The organism is Prevotella sp. HMSC073D09, from assembly GCF_001814145.1.
Classification (GTDB): domain Bacteria; phylum Bacteroidota; class Bacteroidia; order Bacteroidales; family Bacteroidaceae; genus Prevotella; species Prevotella conceptionensis.
Map to the genome: position 1 here is coordinate 24827 of NZ_KV815096.1, position 1935 is coordinate 26761.

Consider the following 1935-nt stretch of genomic DNA (forward strand, 5'->3'; position numbering starts at 1 on the left):
AAAGGGTGAAAAGATAGGAAAGGTGAAAGGGTGAGAAGGTGAAGCTAGCCAATCACAATGTGCGGAGGGCATCAGCATCTTTTCACCCTTTCATCTTTAGGAGTTAAAGGAGTTATGGAGTTAAGCCAAATGTACAGATGGCGCAGCCATTTTTTCACCTTTTCATCTTTTGGAGTTAAAGGAGTTATGGAGTTAAGGAGTTAAGCCTAATGTACAGATGGCGCAGCCATTTTTTCACCCTTTCATCTTTTGGGGTTAAAGGAGTTATGGAGTTAAGGAGTTAAGCCAAATGTATAGATGGCGCAGTCATTTTTTCACCTTTTCACCTTTAACGGCGCAGTCATTTTTTCACCTTTTCACCTTTTCACTTTTTCACCTTTAACGGCGCAACCATTTTTTCACCTTTTCACCTTTCCTATCCTTTCACCTTTTCACCCTTTCACCTTTTCACCCTTTCACCTTTATTCGTCGTCCATCGCATCCCAAAAGTCTCTATCGAGTTTCATTACTTTGAAAACCCTTTCTTCTTGCAGACCTAGTCCGCACTCGTACATGTATTCTGTGAGTTGCGTGCCGTTAATCAAGATGATAGTTGGCGAACCATTAAGGCTTTCAACATAATCTATCGCACCTTTGGTAAAGTCGGAAGTGGTAATAAACACCCCCTTTTTAGATGGCGTTCCAGCAACTGCGCCCACGAAAGCCTGCACATCATTGCGCCCAACATGGTTGTTTGCGGCATATCGTTTGGCTTGAATGGAAATATGATTAAAGCCAAGCACATCTTCTTTAATGATGCCGTCGATACCTCCGTCGTTAGAAAGCTTGGTTACGACGCCTGCATTTTTAATCTCCCCGCCATAGCCCATAGCCTGCAACAGTTCAACAACCAACCTTTCAAAGGCTTGTGGCTTTTTGTTTAATATCGTCGCTAGAATGTCTGATTGTATCGACTTCTTGATGTTTTCGTACGATTCGTACAGCCCCTCTTGTGGTGTAAGTTCGTTATTAGATGCCATGATGGTGGCATCTATCACTTTATCCGTTTCCCCAGAGGTCTTCCTAGGTTTGCTCACGGTGTCGTCTATATACTTGTTAATCTCTTCGTCGGTGCACGAAACAACTAGTTCTTTTCCCTTTTGGCTGATGGTGTAGTCGCCCCGTCTTGGCTTTTCTGCCAGTTTTGCCATAAAAAGATAAGACAAGGCCCAAGAAATACGGTCTAGAAATATTTCTCCATTACCCGAATCGTATTTTGTATTAAGCTCTTCATCGGTAAGGTTAAAGTGTTTTGCCAATGGTGTTCGAAGGTCTTTCGCCCGCATAACGCCACCTGCATTTAGTGTTCTCAGCACTTGTGTGCGAATTTGCTGAAACGTTGGTATCATATAAACAGATTGTTAGTAAATAATTGTGGATGCAAAAATAAGAAAAAATAATGTGATTATGCAATTTAAAGTGGACTAATCTGCATTTGGTAAGTGACAAGTAGTAAATTGAACATAGTAAGCGTTTACTTGCAACCCCAAAACTTGTCAACTCGTCAACTTGCCAATTTTAAGTTTTAAAATTTATGATTTGTTTTACAAAACACGTCCTGGTTTCTGCTCCATTCTAGCGCGGATATTGGTTAAAAAGTTGGTAAATAGCTACTATTTCTAACTTTTCACACCCTCTAGTTTGTCCGTTTTTGAGAACTGGACCTGCATTTTGCACCTTTTAGCCTTTCTAGTTTGGTTGCTGTATCGTAATTTTTAAAGCCCAATTCTCCACTTTTACCCCCTAAAACTCCACTTTTTAATAGCTATTTTGCCCTTTTTAGCCATGTTTTTAATGGCTTGTAAAGGTCTTTTTTATACCATAACGGTGGATATTTATACGTATTGCCTCGTGTTTTGCCGCATTTCGCACTGCGTTTTGCACCATTTTACCTTG

1 protein-coding gene is annotated in these 1935 nt (G+C 40.6%); it reads right to left on the minus strand.

Features of this window, described 5'->3' with window-relative positions:
• Positions 1-461: 461 nt before the first annotated feature.
• Positions 462-1388, minus strand: a complete 927-nt coding sequence (locus HMPREF2955_RS08285) for a restriction endonuclease (RefSeq protein ID WP_070722574.1) — start codon at positions 1386-1388, stop codon at positions 462-464.
• Positions 1389-1935: the final 547 nt, after the last annotated feature.

What these genes read in the sequence shown, in the direction of transcription:
- HMPREF2955_RS08285 (WP_070722574.1), bottom strand. Translation starts at nt 1,388, where the DNA reads ATGATACCAACGTTTCAGCAAATTCGCACACAAGTGCTGAGAACACTA.